General features: G+C 69.3%; 16 protein-coding genes. 15 read left to right on the forward strand and 1 reads right to left on the reverse strand.

Going from position 1 to position 17,110, the window contains the following annotated elements:
* Nucleotides 1-95 precede the first annotated feature (95 nt).
* From ACFE87_RS06500 to ACFE87_RS06535, 8 genes are all read left to right on the forward strand, one after another.
* Nucleotides 96-347, forward strand: a complete 252-nt coding sequence (locus ACFE87_RS06500; protein ID WP_375458807.1) for a hypothetical protein — start codon at nucleotides 96-98, stop codon at nucleotides 345-347.
* Nucleotides 348-440: 93 nt separating this feature from the next.
* Complete coding sequence (locus tag ACFE87_RS06505) at nucleotides 441-1,316, forward strand: YgfZ/GcvT domain-containing protein (RefSeq protein WP_375458808.1); 876 nt, start codon at nucleotides 441-443, stop codon at nucleotides 1,314-1,316.
* Nucleotides 1,313-1,942, forward strand: coding sequence for a DNA-3-methyladenine glycosylase I (locus tag ACFE87_RS06510; protein ID WP_375458809.1), 630 nt, complete (start codon nucleotides 1,313-1,315; stop codon nucleotides 1,940-1,942). Before ACFE87_RS06505 ends, ACFE87_RS06510 begins: the two co-directional genes overlap by 4 nt.
* 41 nt (nucleotides 1,943-1,983) lie before the next feature.
* Complete coding sequence (locus ACFE87_RS06515; RefSeq protein WP_375458824.1) at nucleotides 1,984-2,574, forward strand: hydrolase; 591 nt, start codon at nucleotides 1,984-1,986, stop codon at nucleotides 2,572-2,574.
* Between the two features lie 38 nt (nucleotides 2,575-2,612).
* Nucleotides 2,613-5,300, forward strand: coding sequence for a DUF2339 domain-containing protein (locus ACFE87_RS06520; protein WP_375458810.1), 2,688 nt, complete (start codon nucleotides 2,613-2,615; stop codon nucleotides 5,298-5,300).
* Between the two features lie 52 nt (nucleotides 5,301-5,352).
* Entirely contained in the window at nucleotides 5,353-5,646 is a 294-nt protein-coding gene (locus ACFE87_RS06525) for an exodeoxyribonuclease VII small subunit (RefSeq protein WP_375458825.1), read from the forward strand.
* Nucleotides 5,643-6,407 carry a TlyA family RNA methyltransferase gene (locus tag ACFE87_RS06530; protein WP_375458826.1) on the forward strand — a complete coding sequence of 255 codons (765 nt, stop codon included), beginning with the start codon at nucleotides 5,643-5,645 and terminating at the stop codon, nucleotides 6,405-6,407. The genes ACFE87_RS06525 and ACFE87_RS06530 overlap by 4 nt, the downstream gene beginning before the upstream one ends.
* Nucleotides 6,370-7,653 carry a class I SAM-dependent RNA methyltransferase gene (locus ACFE87_RS06535; protein WP_375458811.1) on the forward strand — a complete coding sequence of 428 codons (1,284 nt, stop codon included), beginning with the start codon at nucleotides 6,370-6,372 and terminating at the stop codon, nucleotides 7,651-7,653. The genes ACFE87_RS06530 and ACFE87_RS06535 overlap by 38 nt, the downstream gene beginning before the upstream one ends.
* A 2-nt stretch (nucleotides 7,654-7,655) precedes the next feature.
* Here the strand turns inward: ACFE87_RS06535 and pdxH are convergent, their stop codons facing one another.
* On the reverse strand, nucleotides 7,656-8,264 hold the full coding sequence (pdxH, locus tag ACFE87_RS06540) for a pyridoxamine 5'-phosphate oxidase (RefSeq protein ID WP_375458812.1): 609 nt from the start codon (nucleotides 8,262-8,264) through the stop codon (nucleotides 7,656-7,658).
* Between the two features lie 51 nt (nucleotides 8,265-8,315).
* On the opposite strand from pdxH, the gene ACFE87_RS06545 reads away from it, so the two are divergent.
* From ACFE87_RS06545 to aroC, 7 genes are all read left to right on the forward strand, one after another.
* On the forward strand, nucleotides 8,316-8,783 hold the full coding sequence (locus tag ACFE87_RS06545) for an RT0821/Lpp0805 family surface protein (RefSeq protein WP_375458813.1): 468 nt from the start codon (nucleotides 8,316-8,318) through the stop codon (nucleotides 8,781-8,783).
* A gap of 109 nt (nucleotides 8,784-8,892) precedes the next feature.
* Entirely contained in the window at nucleotides 8,893-9,804 is a 912-nt protein-coding gene (locus ACFE87_RS06550) for a DnaJ C-terminal domain-containing protein (protein WP_375458814.1), read from the forward strand.
* A 135-nt stretch (nucleotides 9,805-9,939) separates the two neighbouring features.
* Nucleotides 9,940-10,167, forward strand: a complete 228-nt coding sequence (locus ACFE87_RS06555) for a hypothetical protein (protein ID WP_375458815.1) — start codon at nucleotides 9,940-9,942, stop codon at nucleotides 10,165-10,167.
* Nucleotides 10,168-10,270: 103 nt separating this feature from the next.
* On the forward strand, nucleotides 10,271-11,095 hold the full coding sequence (gene fabI / locus ACFE87_RS06560; protein WP_375458816.1) for an enoyl-ACP reductase FabI: 825 nt from the start codon (nucleotides 10,271-10,273) through the stop codon (nucleotides 11,093-11,095).
* 8 nt (nucleotides 11,096-11,103) lie between these two features.
* Complete coding sequence (locus ACFE87_RS06565) at nucleotides 11,104-11,673, forward strand: histidine phosphatase family protein (RefSeq protein WP_375458827.1); 570 nt, start codon at nucleotides 11,104-11,106, stop codon at nucleotides 11,671-11,673.
* Between the two features lie 108 nt (nucleotides 11,674-11,781).
* Nucleotides 11,782-15,822, forward strand: coding sequence for a Pls/PosA family non-ribosomal peptide synthetase (locus ACFE87_RS06570; protein ID WP_375458817.1), 4,041 nt, complete (start codon nucleotides 11,782-11,784; stop codon nucleotides 15,820-15,822).
* A 73-nt stretch (nucleotides 15,823-15,895) separates the two neighbouring features.
* Entirely contained in the window at nucleotides 15,896-16,990 is a 1,095-nt protein-coding gene (aroC, locus tag ACFE87_RS06575; protein ID WP_375458818.1) for a chorismate synthase, read from the forward strand.
* Nucleotides 16,991-17,110: the final 120 nt, after the last annotated feature.

A 17,110-nucleotide genomic window follows, 5' to 3' on the forward strand; every position in this document is an offset into this window, starting at 1 on the left:
ACGGCTTTTCGGCTGCGCCGTTAACCTCTTGGTCAAGCTTTGCTGGCAGCCGGTTCCCGTCCTGGTACACAGGCCGCGAAGAGCCGGCCAGAGATATGAACGACAACGATACGAGCGCATACGAGGATTCGGGATACGCCAAGCGTGTCGCCATGGGCTATGTGGCCGCGGCCTTTGCGGAGGCCGAACTCGACGGTCTCGACAGCGACTTCGTGGTGCAGGCCGCCCTGTTCGAGGCCTTCCGGCACCTCGTCGATCTCTACGGCGAGGAGCAGACCGCGACCTATGCCGAATCCATCCCCGACCGCATCCGCGGCGGCGGATTCTCGGTCGCGCCGCGCCATTGAGCCGGCCGATCCGACGAGGCGGTTGAGGGGACGGCCTCGGAGGCCTACACCGTCCCGGCCCGGCGACGACCCGACCGCGGCGCGGAGGTGACGATGCCGTCGGCCCGTCTCGACGATCGAGGTTTGGTGGAGGTCGCAGGCGCGGAGGCGAGGTCCTTCATCGACCGCCTGGTGACCTGCGAGATCGAGACGATGAGCGCGGGGGCGGCCCGCTACGGCGCGCTTCTGACCCCTCAGGGCAAGGTCATCGCCGACTTCATCATCTTCGTCGGTCCCGAACCCGACGCGTTTCTTTTCGACACGCCAGCATCTTGCGTCGGCGATCTGATCAAGCGCCTGAACCTGTATCGGCTGCGCGCGAAGCTGACGGTGGCAGATCGGTCGGCTCTGTTCCGGGTGGTCGTGGGCTGGGACGAGGCGACCCATCCGCCCGACGCGATCACGATGGCGCCCGACCCCCGACGGCCCGAACTCGGCTGGCGGGCGATCGTGCCGGTCGAGAGCCGCGCACCGCTCGGGGATGTCGCCGATTCCGACGCATACCACGCCCATCGCATCGGCTTGGGCATCCCCGAGGCCACCCGGGATTTCGCGGCCGGCGACGCCTTTCCGCACGAGGCCCTGATGGACCAGCTCGGCGGGGTGGATTTTCACAAGGGCTGCTATGTCGGGCAGGAGGTCGTGTCCCGCATGCAGCATCGCGGCACCGCCCGGACCCGGATCGTGCGGCTCCGATATGAGGACGAGGCCGGGCATGCCGGCGCGGAGATCACCGCGGGCGAACGCGCCCTCGGCCGAAGCAGCAGCGCGCCCGGCTCCTCCGGGCTCGCCATGATCCGCCTCGACCGGGCGGGCGACGCTCTCTCGGCCGGGGAACCGATCCTGGCCGGCGGCGAGCCGATCCGGTTCGATAAGCCGGATTGGGTGCGTTTTCCCTATCCGGGAGAGCAGCCCGCTTCTCCCGCATGACCGAGGGGATCGTTCTGCATCCTGACGGCCGGTCGCGCTGCTGGTGGCCGGGCACGGACCCGCTCTACGTCGCCTATCACGACACCGAATGGGGCGTGCCGGAGCATGACGGTCGTGCCCTGTTCGAGAAGCTGATCCTCGACGGGTTCCAGGCCGGCCTTTCCTGGATCACCATCCTGCGCAAGCGCGAGGGATTCCGGCGCGCGTTTGCCGGGTTCGATCCCGAGGCGATCGCGCGCTTCACGCCGGCCCATGTCGAGGCGCTGATGCTGGATGCCGCGATCGTGCGGAACCGGGCCAAGATCGAGGGCACGGTGGCCTCGGCCCGATCCTGGATCGAGATGGGCGGGGCAGAGCCGTTCGCGCGCTTCCTCTGGGACAGGGTGGACGGCCGGCCGCTCCAGACGAACCGCGTGAGCCGCGCTGCCATTCCGACAGCTGATGACCTCTCGCGCGACCTCTCGAAGGCGCTGAAGACGCGCGGCTTCACCTTCGTGGGCCCGACCATCGTCTATGCCTTCCTGCAAGCGACGGGGCTCATCAACGACCACCTCGTCGGCTGCTTCCGCCACGCGGAATGCGCCACCCTGCCCGGGCCGGCGGGGTTGGGCGCCGCCGGCCCTTGAGCCGTCCCGCCGCCGCCCCACCGCCCCGCGCCTGGCAACGGATGCTGTCCGGCCGGCGGCTCGACATCCTCGATCCCTCGCCGCTCGACGTCGAGCTCGACGACATCGCGCACGGCCTGGCCCGCGTCGCGCGCTGGAACGGGCAGACCTCGGGGCCTTTCGTGTACTCCGTCGCCCAGCATTCCTGTCTCGTGGAAGCGCTCGCAGTGGAGCTCGATCCCGGCCTCGCCGACTCGGAGCGGCTGGCGCTCCTGCTCCACGACGCGCCCGAATACGTGATGGGCGACGTGATCACGCCGCTGAAGGCGGCGCTCGGGGACGGGTTCGCGACCATCGAGCGGCGGCTCCTCCAGGCGGTCCACATCGCCTTCGGACTGCCGGCAGAGCTGCCCCCGGCCCTCGCGAGCCTCCTCAAACGCGCCGACCGCATCGCCGCCTGGATCGAGGCGACGGAGCTTGCAGGCTTCTCGCGTCCCGAGGCGATGCGAACCTTCGGCCGGCCCGAACTCGTCCCGGCTTCGGTCGCCCCGCTCCTCGTACCCTGGCCGTCGGAGGTGGCGGAGAGCCGATTTCGAGAGCGTGTCGCCGTGTGTGCGGCCACGAAACAGTCGGGACACCCGCCGGGGCTATAGGCGCGTTGCCGCCGATACGGCGGTCGGAAAGGTCATCCGTGTTCGAATTGTTCGTCCTCGTCGGCGGCCTCGCGACGATCCTTCTCGTGGGGCGGCGGTTCACGCAGCTCGAGGCACGGATCGTCCAGCTCGAGACCTTTGCGCACGGCGCGGCGTTCGGGCAGCCCGCTGCCGTATCCAGCCAATGGGGCCTGCCGGTCGAGCCTCCGTCACCAGCGGGCGAGCCTCCTGTCGAGGCTCAGCTACCTCCGGTTTCGGTGGCCCCGCTGGAGCCTCCTGCCGCCCTTCCTCCCGCCCGGCCGGCGACCCTCCCGCCGGTCGTCGGGGCGACCTCGCCTGCTCCGGCCACCGGCGGCGGATTCGAGGAGGCGCTCGGCTCGCGTTGGGCCGTGTGGGTCGGCGGCCTGGCACTCGGGCTCGGCGGCATCTTCCTCGTCCGCTACTCGATCGAGCAGGATCTGATCGGGCCGGGCTTGCGGGTCTTTTTTGGCCTCCTCTTCGCGGCCGGGCTGATGTCGTCAGGCGAATGGCTGCGCCGGCGCGAGGAGCCGCTTGCTCTTCCAGTCGCCGCCCACGCCAATGTGCCGGCGATCCTCACCGCGGCCGGAACGTCGACGGCCTTCGCGTCGATCTACGCCGCCTATGGCCTCTACGGCTTGATCGGTCCGGCTTTGGCCTTCGTGGCGCTCGGCGCAGTCGCCCTCGTGACGATGGCCGCTGCCCTCCTGCACGGCCCTGCGTTGGCCGCGCTCGGCCTCGTCGCAGCACTCGCTGCGCCCGTTCTCGTTGAGTCCACCGATCCCAGCCCCATCTCGCTCGTGCTCTACCTGGTCTTCGCGGTCGGGGCGGCTTACGGCGTCGCCCGGCTGAGGCTCTGGCGCTGGCTCGCCATCTCGGCCTCGGCCGGCGCCTGCCTCTGGGGCGTTCTCCTCGTATTCGAGGGAGCGGCCTGGCAGGTCGCGGCCATGGCGCATGTGCTCGTCCAGCTCGCGCTCGCGATCCTGTTCCTCGCCCTCGATCCTCACAGGGACACCTATTCGGCCGCAGCCCGGACCGACCGGCTCGTCGCGTTCGTCCTGTTCGCCTTCGCCGTGCTGGCGGTCGGGGCGACGGTCGACCTAGGTGCCGGCCTCGCCCGGCCAGCCTTCATCGCGGCGATCGTGCTGTTGCTCTTAGGGGCGGCCTGGCGCGTCCCGTCCGCCGCCTCGGGGGCCGCCGCTGCGGCCTTGGCCGTTGTCGGCCTGCTGGCGCTCTGGCCCGTCGCGAGCGAGGCGGCCCGCGAACCCCTCACCATCATCCGGGACCTCGCCTCGTCGCCCCGGCCCGAGGCGCTCACCGCCTATCTCACGGCGGCGTTTCTCCTGAACGCCCTCCTCTTCGTGGGAGGACTCGGGCGCGTCGCACTCGGCCGGGACCTCCGGCCCGCGCTCGCCGGCTGGTATGTCGGAGCGGCCATTCTGGGCCCGCTCGCGTCCCTGGTGGTCGCCTATTGGCGGGTCACCGCCTTCGACCGGAGCATCCCGTTCGCGCTTGCGGCGGGAGCGCTCGGCGCCCTCTACGCCGCCTCGGCCGGGTGGTCGCGAAAGCAGGATCCCGAAGAGCTGAGCCCGGCCCTTCGGCTCGCGGTCGGCGCGACCGCCTCGGCCGCCGTCGCCGCGCTGGCGGCGGGCCTTACCTTCGCCTTTGACCGCGGCATCCTGACGGTGGCGCTCTCGCTCTCGGCTCTCGCCACCGCCGTCATCGCCGAGCGGACGCGGCTCGTTGCGCTCCGCTACGTGGTCGGCGCGCTGGCGATCGCGGTCGCCGCGCGCCTGGCCTGGGACCCGAGCATCATGCGGGGCGAGATCGGCCGGACGCCGATCCTGAACTGGCTCCTCTGGGGCTACGGGGTCCCGGCGCTGAGCTTCGCGCTCTCCGCCTACATCCTCGGCCGATCGGGCCGGGACCGTATCGTCCGCTTCACGGAAAGCCTCGGCATCCTGTTCGCGGCGCTCCTCATCTTCCTCGAAATCCGCCACGCCCTCCATGCCGGCAATCCCTTTGCGGCGCGGTCGAGTCATCTCGAGGCCGGGCTCGTCGTGACGGAGGCGCTCGGCTTCACGCTTCTCATGACCCGCCTCGACCTCCGCAGCCCGGATTCAGTCTACCGGATCGCATCACTGATCTTCGGGGCAATCTCGCTGCTGGGCGCCGCCGTCGCGCTCGGGGTGGTGCACAACCCCTATCTCAGCGGCGAGACGGTCTTCGGCGGGGCGGTCTTCAACTCGCTCCTGCCGGCCTACCTGATCCCGGCCGGAATGGCGGCAGGGGTCGCCGTCGCGGCACAGTGGAACCGGCCAAGGGCCTTCGTCCTCGCCGCGGCCGGCCTCGCGCTCCTGCTCGAGCTCGCCTACGCGTTCCTGGAAGTCCGGATGCGGTTCCAAGGGCCGAAGGTCAGCTTCTTCCGCGCGACCTCGCAATCCGAGTTGTGGTGCTACTCGCTCGTCCTCCTCGCCAATGGAATCGCGCTTCTCGCGCTCGGTTTCCTGCGCGACTGGCGTGTCGCCCGGCAGGCCTCGCTCGGCTGCATCGTGCTGGCGGTCCTCAAAGTGTTCCTGATCGACATGTCGGCCCTGGAGGGGCTGACTCGCGCCTTCTCCTTCGTCGGTCTCGGCCTCGCCCTCGTCCTGATCGGGATGATGTATCAGCGCGTGCTTTCGGCCCGGAGCGTCGGTCCGCGCGTGTGACCGCGATCCCGGTTCCTTGTCAGGCCGGGCCGTCTCCGCCTACATCTCGGTCATGACGAGGTCCGATCCGCGCGCCAGCGCGCCTGCCGCAGAGGCCCCGCCCGCCTCAGCGCCCGACGTGGCGACTTTGCCCTTCGAGGCGGCCCTGGCCGAACTCGAAGGCATCGTGAAGCAGCTCGAAGGTGGCCGGGTGCCGCTCGAGGATTCGATCGTCATCTACGAGCGCGGCGAACTCCTGAAGCGCCATTGCGAATCGCTCCTGAAGCGCGCCGAGGCTCGGATCGAGCGGATCACGCTCGGCCCCGACGGTCGGCCGACCGGGACCGTCCCGCTGGATCCGGCCTGACCACCACCTCTCCGTCCCGGGTCGCGGGCGCGCGCGTCCGAGCCGATCTTCTGCTGGTCGCCCGCGGCCTCTTCGAAAGCCGCGCCAAGGCGCGGGCCGCGATCGAGGCCGGCCTCGTCAGCGCCGACGGTAACCTCGTTCGGCGTCCCTCCGACATGGTCGCGGACGGCGCGGAGATCGCCGCCGAGAGCCCGCATCCCTGGGTGTCGCGAGGCGGCGTGAAGCTCGCGGCCGCACTCAAGGCCTTCGCCATCGAGCCGCACGGCCTCTCCTGCCTCGACGTCGGCGCCTCGACCGGCGGGTTCACGGACGTTCTTCTCGCCAGGGGCGCGGCCCGGATTCATGCCGTCGACGTCGGGCGCGGGCAACTTCATCCCCGCCTTGCCACCGACCCGCGGATCGTGTCCCTCGAGGCAACCGATGCGCGCCGGCTGGACGGGCTGCTCGATCCGGCTTCCTTCGATCTCGCGACCGTGGATGTGAGCTTCATCTCACTCCGGCTCGTCCTGCCGGGCCTGGTGCCCTTCCTCAAGACAGGTGCGCCGATCATCGCGCTCGTGAAACCCCAATTCGAGGTCGGGCGCGCCGGCCTCGACCGAGGCGGGATCGTCCGCGACGCGGCCCTGCGCGAGGCGAGCCTGGCCGCCATCGTCGAGCTGCTGCCCGAGATCGGCCTGAGCCTCGTCGGCCGGATCCCATCTCCGATCGCGGGCGGCGACGGCAATGTCGAGTTTCTCGTCGCGGCACGCCGCCATGATTGAGCGCGTCGGGATCGAGCGGCTGGGCTCCGGGGGAGACGGAATCGGTGACGGGGAGGGCGGTCCTCTCTTCGTGCCCTATTCGCTCCCGGGCGAGATCGTGACCGTGGAGCGGCGCGAAAAGCGGGCGCGGCTCATCGACGTCGAGCGGGCGAGCCCGGACCGGATCGAGCCGTTCTGCCCCTATCACGGCCGATGCGGCGGCTGCGTCGCCCAGCATATCGCGCCCGGCCTGTACGAAAGCTGGAAGCGCGGCAAGGTCGTGGCAGCCCTGGAGCGGGCCGGCCTCGCCGTCCCGGTCGACCCGCTTCGCGACGCGCATGGCGAGGGACGCCGCCGCATCACGCTCCACGGCCGCGTGGTCGAAGGCGAGATGCGGGTCGGGTACATGGAGGCCGGCAGCCACAGCCTGGTCGAGATCGCATTCTGCCCCGTCTCGGCCCCCGGGCTCGACCGGGCGCCGGCCGCCGCCGCGATCCTGGCCCGCGACCTCGCCGGCATCGGCAAGCCGCTCGACATCGCCGTGACAATGACCGAGGCCGGGCTCGACATCGATCTTCGCGGCTCCGGCCCGCCCGGAGAGGCGAGACGGCAGCGCCTCATTCGCCGGGCCGGCGAGCTCGATCTGGCCCGGCTCTCGGTCCATGGCGATGTCCTGATCGAGCGACGCCCTCCCGGGATCAGGGTCGGGGACGCCCTCGTCCTGCCGCCCCCCGGCGCCTTCCTCCAGGCGACGAGTGCCGGGGAGGAGGCGCTCGCGACCGCGGTCGCCGAGGCGCTCGCCCCGTGCCGGCGGGTGGCCGATCTGTTCGCCGGGATGGGTCCTTTTGCGCTGCGGCTGGCCCGCCGCTCCGAGGTGCATGCGGTCGACGGGGACGGGGCCATGCTGGCCGCGCTCGATCGGGCGTTCCGCGCAACTCCGGGCCTGAGGCGGGTCACGGTCGAGACACGGGACCTGTTCCGGCGGCCGCTCCTGCCTTTGGACCTCGAGCGGTTCGACGGACTCGTCCTCGACCCGCCGCGCTCCGGCGCGGAGGCACAGGTCGCTCAGCTGATCCTGTCATCCCTGGAGCGTGTCGTCATGGTCTCCTGCGATCCCGGGACCTTTGCGCGGGATGCGGCGTCGCTCGTCGCCGGCGGCTTCGCGATCGAGCGGGTGCTGCCGGTCGATCAGTTCAAATGGACGGCGCATGTCGAGATCGTCGGCGTGTTCCGACGCTCCGTGAAGCGGGTCCGGCGCCGGCGCTAGGCTCAGGGATAGAGCCGCGTCCGCCCCCAGCCTTCGGCGGTACGCAGGAACTGCACCCGATCGTGCAGCCGGAAGGGCCGATCCTGCCAGAACTCCATCGCGACCGGGGTGATCCGGTACCCGGCCCAGTAAGGCGGGCGCGGGATCTCTCCGATCGCGTGCTTGGCGGCGTAGAAGGCGACGGACTTCTCGAGCGCGAAGCGGGTCTCGAGCGGGCGTGATTGCTGGCTCGCCCAGGCGCCGATTCGGCTGTCGCGATGGCGGCTCGCGAAATAGGCATCGGCCTCGGCCTGCGACACCCGAGAGACGGGCCCGCGCACCCGGACCTGTCGCCTCAGGCTCTTCCAGTGGAAGACGAGGGCTGCTTTCGGCTGTGCCGCGAGTTCGGTCCCCTTCGCCGATTCCGTGTTGGTGTAGAAGACGAAGCCGGCCTCGTCGGCGCCCTTCAGGAGCACCATCCGGACGTCCGGCAAGCCGTCCGCATCGACGGTCGCGAGCGCCATGGCATTCGGATCGTTCGGCTCGGATGCGGTCGCCTCGTCCATCCAGGACGCGAACAGACGGAAGGGCTCCTCCGCTTCGGTAAACTCACCGGATGTTAAGGCGTCCAAGATGTTATCCAGCTCTCTCGCGTGCGTACCGACCACAACGGCCGGATGATGATGAAGCGATATAGGGCAGGGTGGGGTCTGCGCGAAGCGCACCTCACCGGTTTTGGGATGGCTGCGGTCGCGCTCCTCGCAGCCGGCCTCTCGGGCTGCAGCATCGCGGTGCCCGGTCTGTCGGACGAGCGGGTCGAAAGCACGGGCTCGATCGGGCGCCTGGATGCCTCGCCACTCTCGCCCGATCTCGGCCAGGAGGATTGGCGCCGCGCCAAGGGCGCCCTCGCGATCGCCCTCGACCCGCAAGGCAACGGCTCGGCCGTGAAATGGGACAACCCGGACAGCGAGATCGGCGGCACCTTCACGCCCGTGGCGCAGCCTTTCGTGAAGCAGAACGAGATCTGCCGCTCCTTTATCGCCACGATCAATTTTCCGGGTCGGACGTCCTCCTTGCAGGGGACCGCCTGCAAGCTGTCGGCCGACGAGTGGAAGATCCTGGACGTCGGTCCCTGGCGAAAACCGGCCTGACGAAGCACCGGAGCTTGGCCAAGTCGTTGCATTCCGGCAACACTGGACCTACATCGGGGAGATGGAATTCTCCTCCGCGCCGAGTGGTGGGCGGAGGCCGGAGCCCCACATGCGAGACCCTTACGATATCCTGGGCGTGACACGTCGGGCGGACGAAGCGGAGATCAAGAAGGCGTTCCGCAAGCTCGCCAAGCTGCACCATCCGGACCGGAACGCGGGTGAAGCCGCGGCGAAGGACAGGTTCGCCGAGGTCAACTCCGCCTACGAGATCCTGGGCGATCCGGCGAAGCGGGCGCAGTTCGATCGCGGCGAGATCGACGCCGAGGGCAAGCCGAAATTCCAAGGTTTCGAGGGTTTCGGTGCCGGCGGCCGGGAGGGATTTGAAGGCTTCTCCTTCGGGTTCGGCCAGGGCGGACAGGCACCACCGGGGGGCGGGCCGCGGGGCGGCGCGGGCGAGGACATTTTCTCGCATCTCTTCGGCGAAGCCATGCGGGGCGGGCGCTCGCGCTCGCGCCGCGGCGAGGACATCCAGGCCGTTCTCACCGTTACGATCGAGGAGATCGCCTCCGAGGCGCGCCAGCGGCTAACTCTGCCCGGGGGGCGCGAGGTCGACGTGACGCTGCCGCCGGGCGTCGTGGAGGGCCAGACCATTCGCCTACGGGGCCTCGGCGCCCCTGGTCAGGGTGGGGCCGAGGCGGGCGACGTGCTCCTGACGATCCGGATGGCACCGCAGGACCGGTTCGCGGTCGAAGGAAGCGACCTCCGCATCCGCTGCCCGATCGATCTCGAAGATGCGGTGCTGGGCGGCAAGGTGCGGGTCTCTACCCCGACAGGGACCGTCGAGATGAACGTCCCGGCGATGACCTCCTCCGGCCGCACGTTTCGACTGCGGGGCCAGGGGCTTCCGACCAAGACCGGACGCGGCGACCTTCTCGTCACGGCTGAGATCCGACTTCCGGAGGGTTCGGACGAAGCCCTCACGGAGTATGCACAAGCCCGCCGCGCGGCTCGGGTGGGGTGAGAGGACCGAGGTTCTTCTCCTCTCATTCGCCGCCGCTTCGTCGAAATGATGAGACGCCATCAACGGTTGTGAAAGCGCGTCGGCCTAGTACGGGATGCAAGGCCGACGGTCGCGCCTGCACCGATGAGGACGAGCATGGACGAGACGGTCCGCGCGGTCGCCTGGGCCATTGCCGAGGCCTGGTGGCGCAAGACGCATCGACGGGCCGCAGGCACCGTCCCGGAGGCGAACTCCTCGCAGGATTACGCCGACCAGTTCTGGCAAGGCTTTGGCGAGGAGGCACGCGCCGCGATCGCCGCGATGGGACACCGTCAGGCGGCCCCGCAGCCGCAGCAGCGCGTTGCCTCCGACAGGTTCGTCTGACCAGGAAGCCGCCCGAAGCCAAATCCCGCTCGGGCCTTTCGTCGCCTGGGAGGCTCGGCTAAACAGGCCCGCTCCGATGGATGCGGAGTGTCGCGGGTGGGTCATGGCGGATAAGGCAGCGGGCCTGCTCGCGGGGAAGCGCGGCCTCATCATGGGCGTCGCGAACAATCGCTCGATCGCTTACGGCATCGCCAAGTCGGCGAGCGCGCATGGCGCCGACCTCGCCTTCACCTACCAGGGCGAGGCGCTTCGGAAGCGGGTGGAGCCGCTGGCGCAGGGTCTCGGCGGGCATATCGTCGGCCATTGCGACGTGACCGATCCGGCGAGCCTCGACGCCGTCTTCGAGGCGACCGCCAAACTCTGGGATCGGCTCGACTTCGTGGTCCACGCCATCGCCTTCTCGGACAAGGACGAGCTCACCGGCCGCTATGTCGAAACGAGCGAGGCGAACTTCACGAAGTCCCTCCTCATCTCCTGCTATTCCTTCACGGCCGTCGCGCAGCGTGCCGAGAAGCTGATGACCGACGGCGGCTCGCTCCTGACCCTCACCTATTACGGCGCCGAGAAGTGGATGCCGCATTACAACGTCATGGGCGTGGCGAAGGCGGCGCTGGAGGCCTCGGTCCGTTACCTCGCGGCCGATCTCGGGCCGGGCGCTATCCGGGTGAACGCGATCTCGGCGGGGCCGATCAAGACGCTCGCGGCTTCCGGCATCGGCGATTTCCGCTACATACTGAAGTGGAACGAACTCAATTCGCCCCTTCGCCGGACAGTGACGATTGAGGAGGTCGGGGAGACGGCTGCCTATCTCCTGTCCGACATGTCCCGGGGGGTCACGGGCGAAATCCTGCATGTGGATGCGGGGTACCACGTGGTCGGCATGAAAAATCCCGAGGCGCCCGACATGTCCCGTGAGCCGGCGTCCTGACACCTGCCATCTATTTCGTCCGTCACGGGGAGACCGATTGGAACAGGGAGGCGCGGCTCCAGGGGCAGCGCGACACCCCTCTCAACGCCCTCGGCCGCGAACAGGCGCGGTTTGCTGCCGAGATTCTCGCCAGGCACGTGCCGGATCCCGCTTCGCTCGACTTCGTGGCGAGCCCGCTCTCCCGCACCGTCGAGACGATGGAGATTCTGCGCCGCACGCTCGGGCTCGACCCCGGATCCTATCGGGCCGATCCTCGGCTGGTCGAGCTGACCTTCGGGCGCTGGGAAGGCCAGACCTGGCGCGAGGTCAGACGGCACGATCCCGCCCAGGCATCGCTCCGCGAGCGCGACAAGTGGAATTTCGTGCCCCCGGAGGGCGAAAGCTATGCCATGCTGCGCGATCGGATCCGGCCGGTCCTCGCGGAGCTTCGACAACCCACGGTGCTCGTCTCCCATGGCGGGGTCGCCCGTGTGATGTTGAACATCCTGGCCGGTCTGCGCGAGGAGGAGGCGCCCCGGGCGGATATCCGGCAGGGCCGCGTGCTCGTGTTCGAAGGAGGCCGGCATCGCTGGTCCTGAGCGGCTCCGGCCTCGGGAGCCGTTTACGCTGTTGTCTGCAGGTTCAGATACGTTCGCGCATGGAGCGATGGCCGGGCACAGGTATCGGGCGCGGGAAATGGGTCGTCGATGACGTCAGCGGCTGAGGCGATGCGCCCGATGACAGTGGAGAACCGCGAGGGGGCAAGGCTTCGCGGCGCCGTCCGCGAGGATTTTCTTCGCGACGAGACCCTGGCCGAGATCTTCGCCGACACTGTCGGGCGGCGCGGCTCGGCCACGGCCATGATCTTCGGTGAGCGTCGCCTGAGCTACGACGACATCGACGCCGCCTCGGACGCGATCGCCAAAGGCCTCGCCCGGCGGGGCATCGGACCGGGCGCCGTGGTCGGGCTCTGGATGGAGCGCGGCGCCGATCTCCTCATCGCGCAGATCGCCGTGACCAAGACGGGCGCAGCCTGGCTGCCCTTCGATGCCGAAGCACCCGCCGACCGGATCGCCGTCTGCCTCGATGATGCCGAGGCGAAGGCGCTTCTCACCAGCGACGCCTTCGCCGCGCGCGCCCCCGCCGGCACGCCCGTCGTCACGGCGGCCGGGCTCGCCGACTCTTCGGACCGGGGCGCATTCGACCTCCCGTCGCCCGGCGTCACGCCCGATCACGCGGCCTACCTGATCTACACCTCGGGCTCGACGGGCGTGCCGAAGGGCATCGTCGTCACCCAGCGCAACATCTGCCACTTCCTGCGCTCGGCGAACGACCTCTACGGCTTCCGAGACGACGACATCGTGTTCCAGGGCGCCTCGGTCGCCTTCGACCTGTCCATGGAGGAGATCTGGATCCCGCTCATGGTCGGTGCCACCCTGTTCGTGGCGACGCCCGCCATGATCGGCGATGTGGAGCGGCTGCCGGACCTGCTCGACGAGGCAGGCGTCACCATTCTCGACACCGTGCCGACCCTTTTGGCCATGCTGACCCGGGAGGTGCCGAGCCTTCGGCTGATCCTCATGGGCGGCGAGGCGCTGCCCGCGCCCCTGGTCGCCCGCTGGGCGAAGCCCGGCTGCCGCCTGTTCAACACCTACGGCCCGACCGAGGCGACGGTGGTGGCGACGGCCTGCGAGGCGCTGCCCGGCGAGGCGGTCACCATCGGCCGGCCGATCGCGAATTACACCGCCTATGTGGTCGACGAGGCCGGGCGTCTCTGCGAGCCGGGACAGACCGGCGAACTCTGGATCGGCGGCCCGGGCGTTGCGCGAGGCTACCTGAAACGGCCCGACCTGACGGCCGAGAAATTCGTGGCCAATCCGTTCGACCCGATCGCGCCGGACGCGATCCTCTACCGGTCCGGCGACGCCGTCAGCCTGACGCCGTCCGGTGACCTCGCCTTCCACGGCCGCATCGACGACCAGGTCAAGATCCGCGGATTCCGGGTCGAACTGGGCGAAATCGAAACCCGCATCGGCCACCTCGCCGGGATTTCCCAGGCGGCGGTGGTGACGCGTCAGGACGACGGCATCGACCGGCTCGTCGCCTTCCTGGTGCCGGAACGCGGCACCGACGTCTCGACAGCCCAGCTCCGCACCGATCTCCGGCGCGACCTGCCCGCCTATATGGTCCCGGACCATTTCGAGCGGATCGACACCCTTCCGCGCCTCTCCTCCGGCAAGGTCGACCGCAAGGCGCTCCGGGCCGCGCCGATCGGCTTCGGCGACGATGCCGGGGAGCAGGAGGAGCCCGCGAACGAGACCGAGGCGGTCTTGCTGGTCGCCGCGAAACGGGCCTTCGGCAACCAGTCGATCGCCTTCGAGGCGGATTTCTTCGCCGATCTCGGCGGCCACTCGCTGCTAGCCGCCCGGTTCATCTCGGCCGTCAGGGAGGCGCCGGCGCTCGCCTCCATCACGCTCCAGGACGTCTACCGACACCGCACGCTGCGGGCGATGGCGGACGACCTCATCGGGCGGACCGGCGGGGCCGGGTCGCAGGCCGTGATCCGCGACCTCTCCTTCGAGCCCCCGCCACTACGGCGGCGGTTCCTGTGCGGCCTGGCCCAGGCCATCGCGCTGCCTTTCGTCATCGCGCTCGCCACCACGCAATGGCTCGGCGTGTTCCTCACCTACCTGATCATCGTCGGCGAGGGCCTCGAATGGTGGGGCGAGGTGTTGGCGATTCTAGGCGTCTACATCCTGATCAACATCGTCACGGCCGCGATCGGCATCGCCTCGAAATGGCTGATCATCGGACAGATGAAGCCCGGCCGCTATCCCCTCTGGGGAAGCTACTATTTTCGCTGGTGGCTGGTCAGCCGCCTTCTCACGCTCGTGCATATCAAGTGGCTGCAGGGCTCCCCCGCGATGGCGATCTATCTCCGGCTGATCGGCGCCAGGATCGGGCGGGACGTCGTCGTCGCCGACCTGCATGTCGGCGCGGCCGATCTCATCTCGATCGGCGCCGGGTCCGTGATCGGCTCGAGGGCCACGCTCCACAATGCCGAGGTCGTCGGGCACGAATTCGTGGTCGGCCGGATCGAGGTCGGCCGGGACGTGTCGATCGGCACCTCCTGCGTGGTCTCGACGGATGTGCGGCTCGGCGACCATGTCGAACTCCTGGATCTCACGGTCGTGCCCGAGGGCGCCGTGATCCCGGACGGGGAGCGCTGGGACGGCTCTCCGGGCCGCAAGGTGGGCATGGTCGATCTGGCCTCGCTGCCGCCCCTCGCCGAGGCGAGTACCGGACGGCGGCTCCTCCTCGGATCGATCTACGGCGTCATGCTGATGATCATCCCGGCGGTCAGCCTGCTGCCCATCTTCCCTGCCTTCTATCTCTTCGACCGGATCGACGACTGGCTCTCGGCGACATTCGAGGTCAGCTATTACTGGTACCTGCCGCTCATCACCTGGCCAACCGCCATCGCGATGACCGGCGTGACCGTGCTCCTGATCGCGGTGATCCGCTGGGCGGTGCTGCCGAAGGTCCGGTCGGGCCGCCATTCCATCTTCTCCGCCTTCTACATGCGGAAATGGATCGTCTCGCTCGGGACCGAGGTCACCCTCGAGACGCTGTCCTCGCTCTTCGCCACCATCTACATGCGGGCCTGGTACCGCCTCATGGGCGCGCGCATCGGCGAAGGCGCCGAGATCTCCACCAACCTCTCCGGCCGCTACGACATCGTCGGCATCGGACAGGGAAACTTCATCGCCGACGAGGTCGTCTTCGGCGACGAGGAGGTCCGGCGCGGCTACATGATGCTGGAGCCGGTCGAAACCGGGGAGCGCGTGTTCGTCGGCAACGACGCCGTCGTGCCGCCGGGCTCCCGCATCCCGGACGACGTCCTCATCGGGATCAAGTCGAAGCCGCCGGCGAACGACATGATGGCGGCCGGCGACACCTGGTTCGGCACGCCGCCGATCAAGCTGCCCTCCCGGCAGAAGGTCGTCCTCGGCGGGCATTCCGGAACCTACCGGCCGAGCCGCCGCATGAAGGCGTGGCGTCTCCTCTTCGAGACGCTGCACACCTCCTTCCCGGCCATGCTGTTCATCTCCTTCGGAATCGCGGCCGTGGACAACCTGTTCTACCCGGCCGTGCTGCGGCACGATTGGGGAACGCTCGCCGTCAGCTTCATCGGGGCGAGCGTCGCGATCGCAGTCGCCCAGACCTCGATCGTCATCGCGGTGAAATGGCTCCTGATGGGGCGTTACGAGCCCCTGATGAAGCCGATGTGGTCCTGGTGGTCGATGAAGACCGAAGCCGTCGCCGTCCTGTATTGGGGCCTCGCCGGCAAGGTCTTTCTCGAATACCTCCAGGGCACCCCCTTCCTGCCGTGGGTGCTCCGCCTCCTCGGGACGAAGACCGGCGAGGGCGTCTGCATGCTGACGACCGACATCACCGAGTTCGATTGCGTGCGGATCGGCGATTTTTGCACCATCAACGATCTCGCGGCGCTCCAGACCCATCTCTACGAGGATCGGGTGATGAAGGTCGGGCGGGTCGAACTCGGGCGCGGCGTCTCCATCGCGGCGAATGCAACCGTGCTCTACGACAGCCATGTCGGCGACTTCGCCAGACTCCGGCCCCTGACCGTCATCATGAAAGGCGAATCGATCCCCGCCCATTCGGAATGGGAAGGCTCGCCGGCCGTGCCGGTGATTCACGCGCCGGCGGCGTCGCTGGCGGCCTGAAGGGTCCGCCGGAAGGACGCAACGCCAAGGGCTGACTCTCGGGCGGTTTCGCCGTACAGCCTCGGCGCCCGCGATGTCCCATAACAGCTTCGGTCACCTCTTCCGCGTCACGACCTTTGGCGAAAGCCACGGCCCGGCGCTCGGCTGCGTGGTCGACGGCTGCCCGCCCGGCATCCCGCTCGACGTCGCCGACATCCAGGCCGATCTCGATCGGCGGCGGCCAGGCCAGTCCCGCTTCACCACCCAGCGCCGCGAACCGGACCAGGTCCGCATCCTGTCGGGCACGTTCGAGGATGACCGGACCGGCGGCCCGGTCACGACCGGCACGCCGATCGCGCTCCTGATCGAGAATACCGACCAGCGCTCGAAGGATTATGCCGAGATCCGCGACCTCTACCGGCCCGGCCATGCCGATTACGTCTACGACCGGAAATACGGGATCCGCGACTATCGCGGCGGCGGCCGCTCCTCGGCCCGAGAGACGGCGGCGCGCGTCGCGGCCGGCGCCATCGCCCGCAAGATCCTGCCCGGCATCCTGATCCGGGGCGCGGTCGTGCAGATGGGCGCGGATGGCATCGACCGCGCCCGCTTCGATTGGGACGAGGTCGGCCGGAACTCGCTCTTCTGCCCGGACCCGGTTGCGGCCGCAGCCTGGGCGGAGAGCCTGGACGCGATCCGGCGCGACGGTTCTTCGATCGGGGCCGTGATCGAGATCGTGGCCGACGGCGTCCCGCCCGGGCTCGGCGCGCCGGTCTACGGCAAGCTCGATTCCGACCTGGCCGCCGCCCTGATGTCCATCAACGCCGTGAAGGGCGTCGAGATCGGCGACGGCTTCGCGGCGGCCTCGCTCCGCGGCGAGGACAATGCCGACGAGATGCGGCCAGGCAATGCCGGCGGCCCGACCTTCCTGTCGAACCATGCCGGGGGCATCCTCGGCGGCATCTCGACCGGGCAATCGGTCGTGTGCCGTTTCGCCGTGAAGCCGACCTCCTCGATCCTGCGGCCCCGCATGACGGTCGATCGCGAGGGGAGGGCGGCCGACATCGTCACCAAGGGCCGCCACGATCCCTGCGTCGGGATCAGGGCCGTGCCGGTTGGGGAAGCCATGGTGGCCTGCGTGCTCGCGGACCATTATCTGAGGCACCGGGCGCAGACGGGCGGAGGGTGAGATGGCTCAGGTGGACATCGTCGAAGCAGCAGCGAATTTGCCGAGCCTCGTCGAACGAGCTCGGCAAGGTGAGGAGGTGAGCCTCTCGGCCGAGGGTCAGCTCGTTGCCAAGATCGTGCC

Origin of the sequence: uncultured Enterovirga sp., assembly GCF_964242715.1 — a bacterium.
Taxonomy (GTDB): Bacteria; Pseudomonadota; Alphaproteobacteria; order Rhizobiales; family Beijerinckiaceae; genus Enterovirga.